Annotated in this window: 5 protein-coding genes; 1 reads left to right on the top strand and 4 read right to left on the bottom strand. The window is 64.0% G+C overall.

Features of this window, described 5'->3' with window-relative positions; genetic code table 11:
* The 4 genes from EN993_RS25320 to EN993_RS25305 all read right to left on the bottom strand — a co-directional run.
* The coding region (locus EN993_RS25320; protein ID WP_127265126.1) for an acetyl-CoA C-acetyltransferase at positions 1-922 on the bottom strand (922 nt) is incomplete at its 3' end.
* 85 nt (positions 923-1007) lie between these two features.
* Positions 1008-2177: an acyl-CoA dehydrogenase family protein gene (locus EN993_RS25315; RefSeq protein ID WP_109666497.1), complete on the bottom strand. Its 1170-nt coding sequence runs from the start codon at positions 2175-2177 to the stop codon at positions 1008-1010.
* Positions 2178-2292: 115 nt separating this feature from the next.
* The gene (locus EN993_RS25310; protein WP_109666495.1) at positions 2293-4083 is read right to left on the bottom strand and encodes an acyl-CoA dehydrogenase; all 1791 of its coding nucleotides are present in this window, start codon (positions 4081-4083) and stop codon (positions 2293-2295) included.
* A 273-nt stretch (positions 4084-4356) separates the two neighbouring features.
* On the bottom strand, positions 4357-4815 hold the full coding sequence (locus EN993_RS25305; protein WP_127265127.1) for a MerR family DNA-binding transcriptional regulator: 459 nt from the start codon (positions 4813-4815) through the stop codon (positions 4357-4359).
* 458 nt (positions 4816-5273) lie between these two features.
* Here EN993_RS25305 and EN993_RS25300 point away from each other — a divergent pair, with 458 nt between their 5' ends.
* Positions 5274-9299, top strand: a complete 4026-nt coding sequence (locus EN993_RS25300; RefSeq protein ID WP_127265125.1) for a peptidoglycan-binding protein — start codon at positions 5274-5276, stop codon at positions 9297-9299.
* Positions 9300-9511: the final 212 nt, after the last annotated feature.

Here is a 9511-nt window from a genome sequence, read left to right as displayed (position 1 = left end):
TCTCGGTGACGTCGACCGGACCGGTCAGCATCAGCACCGGCTCGGAGCCGATATTGGCGAAGGTGCGGATGCGGGCGCGGGGCTTCAGCCCCATCGCCTTGCCAGCCTTCTTCGAACCGAGCAGCACGGCCGCCGCGCCATCGACGATGCCGGACGAATTGCCGGCATGGTGGACGTGATTGACCTCTTCCACCTCGGGATGCTTCTGCACTGCGACCGCATCGAAGCCGCCCATTTCGCCAGGCATGACGAAGGACGGGTTGAGCGAGGCCAGCGACTGCATGTCGGTCGATGGCCGCATATGCTCGTCATGGTCGAGGATGGTCAGGCCGTTCTGGTCCTTGATCGGGATGACGGACTTCTTGAAGCGGCCATCGGCCCAGGATTTGGCGGCACGCTTCTGGCTCTCGACCGCATAGGCGTCGACGTCGTCGCGGGAGAAGCCGTATTTGGTGGCGATCAGATCGGCCGAGATGCCTTGCGGCACGAACCAGCCGGGCAGGCCGACGGACGGGTCCATAAACCAGGCACCGCCCGAGGCGCCCATGCCGACGCGCGACATCGATTCGACGCCGCCGGCGATGACGATCTCATCGGCGCCCTGCGCGATCTTGGCGGCGCCGAGATTGATGGCGTCGAGCCCGGAAGCACAGAAGCGCGAGATCTGCATGCCGGGCGCCTTGGTGTCGTAGCCGGCCTCGAAGGCTGCGGCGCGCGGAATGACCGAACCCGCCTCGCCGACCGGATCGACGCAGCCGAAGATGATGTCGTCGACAGTGCCGGTATCCAGCCCATTGCGGTCGCGCAGCGACTCGAGCGTCTTGGCGGCAAGCCGCACCGCCGGCACCTCGTGCAGCGATCCGTCCTTCTTGCCCTTGCCGCGCGGCGTGCGCACGGCGTCATAGACATAAGCTTCGGCCATCGTTTTGCTCCTTGGGTTTATCGAACGACTTTAAACTGATGCATGTCGATCCCCCAAAACCGGGACCACTTTTGAGCGACATGCATTAGAGCGAGCGTCCGATCAGCAATTTCATGATCTCGTTGGTGCCGCCGTAGATGCGTTGGACGCGAGCGTCGCGGAACATGCGGGCGATCGGATATTCATTCATGTAGCCATAGCCGCCATGCAGTTGAAGGCATTCGTCGACGACTTTTCCCTGCAGGTCGCTGAGCCAGTACTTGGCCATCGACGCGGTCACGGGATCGAGGCCGCCGGCAATGTGGCGGGTAACGCAATCATTATAGAAGACGCGGCCGATGGTGGCCTCGGTCTTGAGTTCGGCCAGCTTGAACTGGGTGTTCTGGAAATCGATGATCGCCTTGCCGAACGCCTTGCGCTCCTTGACGTAGTCGATGGTCAGCGCCAGCGCCCGCTCGATCATGGCAATGGCGCCGGTGCCGATCTGCAGCCGCTCCTGCGGCAATTGCTGCATCAGCTGGACGAAACCTTGCCCTTCCTCGTGGCCGAGCAGGTTGGAGGTCGGCACACGCATGTCGTTGAAGAACAGCTCCGACGTGTCGTTGGCCTTCAAGCCGATCTTGTCGAGGTTGCGGCCGCGCTGGAAGCCTTCGACCTCATCGGTCTCGACGACGATCAGCGACGTGCCCTTGGCGCCCTTCTCCGGATCGGTCTTGGTGACGACGATGATGAAGTTCGCGAGCTGGCCGTTGGTGATGAAGGTCTTGGAACCATTGATCTTGTACTGGTTGCCATCCTTTTCGGCGCGCGTCTTGACGCCCTGCAGGTCGGAGCCCGCGCCGGGCTCGGTCATGGCGATCGCGCCGATCAGCTCGCCGGTCGCCAGCTTCGGCAGCCATTTCTTCTTCTGCTCCTCGGAGCCGTAATGGAGGATGTAAGGGGCGACGATCGAATTGTGCAGGCCGATGCCGAAACCATCGACGCCGACATGGCCGATGGCCTCGATGATGGCGCTCTCATGCGCGAAGGTACCGCCGGAGCCGCCATATTCCTCTGGCATAGAGGCGCAGAGCAGACCAGCCGCACCGGCCTTCAGCCAGCTCTCGCGGTCGACCATCTCGTTCTTCTCGAACTCGTCGTAGCGCGGCGCGATCTCCTCCGACATGAAGCGGTGCGCCATGTCGTAGAGCATGCCGACCTCGTCCGCCGCCCAGGCGGGCTTGGGGAGGTTCAGGATTTCGGCGGGGCTGGTCATGTTGGTATGATACTCCTCCCAGAGCACATCGTTAGAGTTGAGGTCGGCGCACTTCACGCAGGACCCCACCCGGCCCTCCGGGCCACCCTCCCCTCAAGGGGGAGGGGAACCATCTTTAGAACGCTTCCGCCGGCAGGGCCATTAGCGTGTCCGCACCACTCGAGATCCGGGCGAGGTGCGCCGACGTCTCCGGCATGATCCGCTCCATGAAGAAGCGCCCCGTCACAACCTTGTTGTCGTAGAAGGACTGGGAACCGTTGGCGCCCGTCTTGCCAAGTGCCGCTTTGGCCATCTGCGCCCACATGTAGCCCAGCGCCACCAGGCCGAAGAGATGCATGTAGTCGGTCGAGGCGGCGCCCGCATTGTCGGGCTTGGCCATGCCGTTCTGCACCAGCCACATGGTCGCCGCCTGCAGATCGTTGAGACCCTTCTTCAAGGCCTTTGTGAACGGCGCCATCTTCTCGTCGGAGCGGCTCTCCTCGCAGAACTCACCGACCTCCTTGAAGAAGGCCTGCACGGCGCGGCCGCCATTCAGGCCGAGCTTGCGGCCGACGAGGTCGAGCGCCTGGATGCCGTTGGCGCCTTCATAGATCATGGCGATGCGGGCATCGCGCACGAACTGGCTCATGCCATGCTCTTCGATGTAGCCGTGACCGCCGAACACCTGCTGCGCCATGACGGCGTGGTCGAACCCCTTGTCGGTGAGCACGCCCTTGACCACCGGCGTCATCAGGCCGGTGTAGTCGTCGGCGGCCTGGCGGTCCTTGTCATCACCGGAGCGGTGGGCGATGTCGGACTTGATCGCGGTCCACAGCGCCAGCGCGCGGCCGGCCTCGTTGAACGCCTTCATGGTCATCAGACTGCGGCGGATGTCGGGATGGACGATGATCGGGTCGGCCTTCTTGTCCGGCGCCTTCGGCCCCGACAATGAACGGCCCTGCAAGCGGTCCTTGGCGTAGGCGACGGCGTTCTGATAGGCGATCTCCGACAGCGACAGCCCCTGCAGGCCGACGCCGAGGCGTGCCTCGTTCATCATCGTGAACATCGCCTTGAGGCCGCCATTGGCCTCGCCGAGCAGCGTGCCTTGCGCCTCGTCATAGTTCATGACGCAGGTCGAATTGCCGTGGATGCCCATCTTCTCCTCGATCGAGCCGCAGGAGACGGTGTTCCTGGCGCCCGGATTGCCCGATGCGTCGAGCATGAGCTTCGGTACGATGAACAGCGAGATGCCCTTGACGCCTTCCGGCGCGCCCTCAATGCGGGCCAGCACCAGATGGACGATGTTGTCCGACATGTCGTGTTCGCCGGCCGAGATGAAGATCTTCTGGCCTGAAATCTTGTAGGTGCCATCGCCGTTCGGCACCGCCTTGGTGCGCAACAGGCCGAGATCGGTGCCGCAATGCGGCTCGGTCAGGTTCATGGTGCCGGTCCAGGCACCCTCGATCATCCTGGGCAGCCACTTCGCCTTCTGCTCGTCGGTGCCATGGGTGATGATCGCCGCGATCGCACCTTGCGTCAGGCCCGGATACATCATCAGCGACATGTTGGCCGAGACCATATATTCGGCGACGGCGGTGTGCACGGCATAGGGCAGGCCCTGACCGCCGAACTCGACCGGCGCGGCCAATCCCATCCAGCCGCCCTCGCGATACTGGTCGAAGGCCTCCTTGAAGCCTTTCGGCGTGGTCACCGAGCCATCGTCATGACGCACGCAGCCTTCCATGTCGCCGACACGGTTCAGCGGCTGCATGACGTTTTCGGCGAGCTTGGCGCCTTCGGCGAGGATCGCCTCGAGCACATCGGGCGTGGCGTCGGAAAATCCGGGAAGGTTCGAATAGCGCTGATAACCCAGCACCTCGTTGAGCACGAACAGCGTATCCTGGACCGGAGCCCTGTATGTTGGCATGCTTTTTCTCCACCCTGCAAACCCGGTCCGAATGCCCCGAAGATAAGCCAGGGGCGGCATGCGGACCCATATTGGGAGCGGGATAGCAAAAATTGACGTTTGCGTAAACGTCAATTTTTTCGATGCGACAAGATTTCCCGCCCATTGCGGCAATGAGCGTAGCGGCGCGACGTCGCGCAAGCCAGCGCCGAAGGCTATATTGGTGGGGTCAGGACAACGAAAAGCCGCGCGGCAGTGCCACGCGGCTTGATAGTCAGGCAATCAGTAGATGACTTAGCTCGCGGCGCTCGCCTGCGGCGCCGACCGCTCGGTCAGCATTCGGCGCACCGCCGACATCGAGCCACTTAGCTCGTTGATGGCATCGTCGATCAGCGCCCGCTGCTTCTGCAGGCGGGCAAGCTGCTTTTCCGACTTGTCCAGCGCGAGCTTGAGCTGCTTGGTGTTGGAACCGGTCGGATCGTAGAGATCCATCATCTGCTTGACGTCGCGCAGCGAGAACCCGACCTTGCGGCCAAGCAGGATCAGTTTCAGCCGGGCCTTGTCACGGCGTGTGTAGAGACGGGTCGAACCGTCACGCTGCGGGTTGAGCAGGCCCTTGTCTTCGTAGAAACGCAGCGTGCGCAGCGTCACTCCGTATTTCTTCGCCATCTCGCCGATGCGGACAAGGTCCTCGCCGGTTTCGACAGACATATTGGTATTGGCCGCGGTCTCGCCGGCCGAGATAAGCTTCATGGTCACTGGCTTTCCCCGTCTGGTGGCGTCGCGGTCCTGGACCGTGCGTCGCCTGACTGGAAGCGGGGGCTTGCTTCCAGTCGTGGTTTCAACAAACAAATCGCAAAATAGCACGCTCGAATGCGCCTTTTACGTTTACGTCAATTCTATACCGATAGCCGCCTCATGACGCAAGGGCGTTCTGCGGGCTGAGCTTTATGCCGCACCGTCAAGCCGGCAGCCAACTTCCTTGCAACTTCTTAAGTTTGGTTAACGCGTTGTTTACCACGTTGGGGGAAATGTGGGCACGTCGGCTACCCGTGTTTATCCTGTATCGAATTTTTCACGGTTTTTCGGAGCGCGGGTGAGAACCCGGGAAGCTCGTCTTCCGCCGCGGCATAGCCGCAGGTCGCCTTCGTTCCGGCAGGGACTTGGGGGAACTGGCCACGAGCCAGCCATTCTGAAAGACGGACGCACCTATGAACAGCAAGCGGTCCTATCTCGATACACTCAACGCCGGCAGGCAGCGCAGGCCGCAGACCACGCTCGAGCAGTTGAACCAGTCGCTGGAGACGCTGGAGCAGCGGCTTGAGCGGACGCGCGAGGATCCGATGGCACGTCCCGATCTCCGCCAACCCGATCCTCGCCAATATGGCGCCGATGCGCGCTATCCCGCCGCCCGACCCACTGGCCAGCAGCGCTGGTATGAGGATCCGCAGCCGGCGCCGCGCCCGAAAAGCCCGATGCAAGGAGCCACCGCTTACCAGGCCATTGCCCGCGACATCGATCGCGTGCGCGGCCAGGAGGACGGCGTGGCTATGGTCGGCAAGATCGCCGGCGAGTTGCGCGGCATGCGCGAGGAATTGCGCCACCAGATGACATCAGGGCTGCAGCGCGAATTCGAAGCGCTGCGCAAGGACATCGAGCGGGCTTTCCAGTCGGGCGCCAGGCCCGGTGCTTCGGCCAAGGGCAGCGCCGAGCTCGGTCTTGAATTCGAACGACTTTCCGGCGCCATCCAGACGCTGGCCGAGAAGAGCGACGACAGAAGCGTCAACATGCTGCGACTCGAGCTCGAACAGGTCAAAGCCGCGCTCGAGACGCTGGCGCGCGAAGAGAGCGTGCAAAAGGTCGACCGCCGCTGGGACGATTTCGATCGCCGCTGGACGGCTTTCGAGGACCGCGTCGACGCCGACCAGCGCAAGCGCTCGAACGACCCGGGCCTTTCAATGCTGACCGACCGGCTGGAGCAGATCAGCAATGCCGTCAACAACCTGCCGGAATCGCTGTCGCTGCGCTCGCTCGAGGAAAAGGTGCGCACGCTCGCCGGCGCCGTCGACCATTTCGCCAGCCAGCAGGACAATCGCGGCAGCGACACGCTTGGCATGATCGACGAGCGGCTGGACGAGATTTCCCGCGCCATCGTTGCATCGACGGTCGCGGCGCAAGCCAATTCATTCGACCACGAGGCTTTCGAGCGCATCGAGAAGCGGATCGACTCGCTTGCCAGCCAGATCGAGGAAGTGGCGCAGGATCGTCCCGGCAACGCGGTCATGGACCGGCTGGGTACGCTGTCGAGCCGGGTCGACGAGCTCGCCGGCCGCGCCAACCTGCCCGAGCAGGCGATGGAGCGCCTGGCCAAGCAGATCACGCTCATTGCCGACAAGATCGACCAGGCACCCGCCATGCCCGACGCCGACTACATCTTCCACGGGCTGGAGCAGCGCTTCGACGTGCTGTCGGGCATGATGGAGCGCCGCCAGGGTGACGCTATCGAACAGGGCAACATGCTGTTCCGCGATCTCGAACGCCGGCTGGACGAAGTTGCCGACAGGCTCGACCAGCGCATGCCGCAGGTCGACAGCGCCGGCATCATGGAAGCCATCGATGCCCGCTTCACCGCGCTGGCCAAGCGCATGGAAACACGTGTTCCCGATCCCGCGGGCGAAGCAGCGATCCGCGGCCTAGAAAGCCGGCTCGAAGACATTTCAAGCCGGCTGGACGCATCGGCCGCGCAGGTGGCCGGCATCGATCCTGCGCTGATCCGCAGTCTGGAGGCGCAGGTCGCCGGCCTGTCCGCCCATCTTTCCAAGCCCAGCACGCCGCTGCCGGAATTCGAGGACATCAGCCCGCGTCTCAACGAAATTGAAAAGTCGCTGGCTGGAACCCGCGATTCCATCCTTGGCGCGGCGCGCGAAGCGGCCGAGAACGCGGTGCAATCGCTGGCTGGTTCGAGCGCCAATACGACCGCCGTTTCCGGCCTCGCCCAGGATTTGAAGACGCTTGAAACGCTGACACGGCGCTCCGACGAGCGCAATTCGAGAACATTCGAGGCCATCCACGACACGTTGCTCAAGATCGTCGACCGGCTGGGTTCGCTCGAACCCGGCGAGCCGGTCGAGGCGATGAGCGAACTGCTGGATGCGGCACCGGTCGAGCCGAGCAACTGGCGCGGTGCACGGCGACCCAAGATGGCCGTCGACGCGCCGTCGATGGATATCGATCAGCCTCTGCCATTGACTGGGGACATGGCCGATCTCGATGGCCGCGCTGCCGCCATCCTGCGCAATGAGCCGGGCGCTCGTAGCGACCTAAGTGCACGTAGCGACATGGGTCTGCGTAGCGACTTGGGTATGGGGACGCGCACGCCAGCCGAAGCCGCAGCGGCTGCGGCCATGGCTGCTCTCGGCTCCGACGCGATTGTCGAGAAGAACGAACAGGCGGGCGGCCGCAGATCGATGTTCGGCGGGCTGGCCCGCGCCTTCAAGGGCAAGAAGGAGGCGGACATTCCGCCACTGGCCGGCTCGGCGCCGAGTGCCCCAATACCGAGCGTCGATCTCGACGAGCCGCTCGATCCGAAAATGGCCAACCGGCCGCTGGAGCCCGGCTCCGGCGCACCTGACCTTAATGCCATCATGAAACGCGTGCGTGACGAGCGCGGCCAGCCGGCCAAGCCCAGCGACACCGATGCCGCGAAATCGGATTTCATCGCCGCGGCCCGGCGCGCGGCGCAGGCTGCGGCCGCCGAGGCCGATGCACTGAAGCGCCAGTCGACGGTGACCGGACCGGTAAAGGCGCTACGGATCGGCGACCTGCTCAAGGCACGGCGCAAGCCGATCCTGATGGGGACGACCGCGATCTTGCTGGCGCTGGGCGCCTTGCAACTGGGCAAGGCCTTCTTCGCCGATCCCGCACAGATGGCGAGCAACGACGTCGCGCCGATCGTCGCCTCGCAGCCGGTGAAAACCGCCTCATTCGACGCCGCTGGCCAGCCAAAGACAGACATCCAGCTTCCGGCAGCAGAAAGCGCGCCGGACCGTGTCGTCAGACAGGCCGAACCGTCCGACCCGCTGACCAAGGACGATATGGCATCGCAAACCCCGATGGCCACGCCGCCAGGCGCCGAGCCGTCGATGGATGCCGCGCCGCCAGCCCAGCCGGCTCCTGCACCGCTCGCTTCGGCTGCGCCCGCCGATGCGAACGCGGCGGCGTCCGGCACCATAGCCTCTGCTGTGCCTGCCCCGGCTGCTGCGGCCTCGGCTGAAGCAACAGATGCCGACACCCAGCCGATGGCGGTTCAGCCGACCGCCGCCAAGGACACCACGGGCGCGGTTGCGCCAGCGGACGCTTCGCCGGCGGCGGCGACGGCAAAGTTCGATATTCCCGCTGACGCCGGCCCGGTCGCCTTGCGCGATGCCGCCGCCGGCGGCGATGCCAAGGCGCTGTTCGAGATCGGCTCGCGCTATGCCGAGTCGCGCGGCGTCAAGGAAGACATGGCGGCAGCGGCCAAATGGTACGAGAAGTCGGCGGAACTCGGCTTCGCGCCGGCCGAATACCGCATCGGCAATTTCTACGAAAAGGGCATCGGCGTCGCACGCGACATCAAGAAGGCGAAGACCTGGTACCAACTTTCCGCGGCGCAGGGCAACGCCAGCGGCATGCACAATCTGGCCGTGCTGTTCGCCATGGCCGCTGACGGCGTGACCGACAATGAATCGGCCGCGCACTGGTTCCAGGCGGCGGCCGACGTCGGCGTCAAGGACAGCCAGTTCAATCTCGGCATCCTCGCCGCCAAGGGCGTCGGCATGAAGCAGAACCTCGAAGAGTCCTACAAATGGTTCGCGCTCGTCGCCAAGACCGGCGACAAGGATGCCGCAGCCAAGCGCGACGAGATCGCCAATGCGCTGCGGCCCGAGCAGCTCGAACGCGCCCGCGCTGCGGCCGAACTGTGGAAGGCCAAGCCGCTGGATGCGGCAGCCAATTCGGCCGACATTCCCGAATCCTGGCAGGACGGCGCACCGCAGACGACCGCCAGCATCGACATGAAGAAGGCCGTCGAGAACATCCAGCGCATTCTCAACAAGAACGGCTACGACGCCGGCGGCGCCGACGGCAAGATGGGCCAGAAGACGAAGACCGCGATCATGGCTTTCCAGACCGACAACAAGATGGCGGCGACCGGTGAAGTCGATGAAAAACTGGTCAAGGCGCTGCTGGCGCGCAAATAACGGCAGAGGCGTCGCTTCCACGACGCCCTTGCCACACATTTGCCTGTTAACTGATTGAGATGTTTTTTGTTTCGGCGGCGTGGCGCGGTTTGACTTCGCAGCACCTCCGGCGCAAGAACGAATTGGCTTGTCGGTCCAAGATGCCCGCAACGGTTGCATTCGCCGACAGGCAGAACTGATCGAGACTGACGGGTGGGCATCTATCTCCCGAT

It is taken from the genome of Mesorhizobium sp. M7D.F.Ca.US.004.01.2.1, assembly GCF_003997785.1.
Taxonomy (GTDB): Bacteria; Pseudomonadota; Alphaproteobacteria; order Rhizobiales; family Rhizobiaceae; genus Mesorhizobium; species Mesorhizobium loti.
The sequence above is the reverse complement of the archived record's forward strand: the minus strand, read 5'-3'. Positions and strand labels throughout refer to the sequence as shown.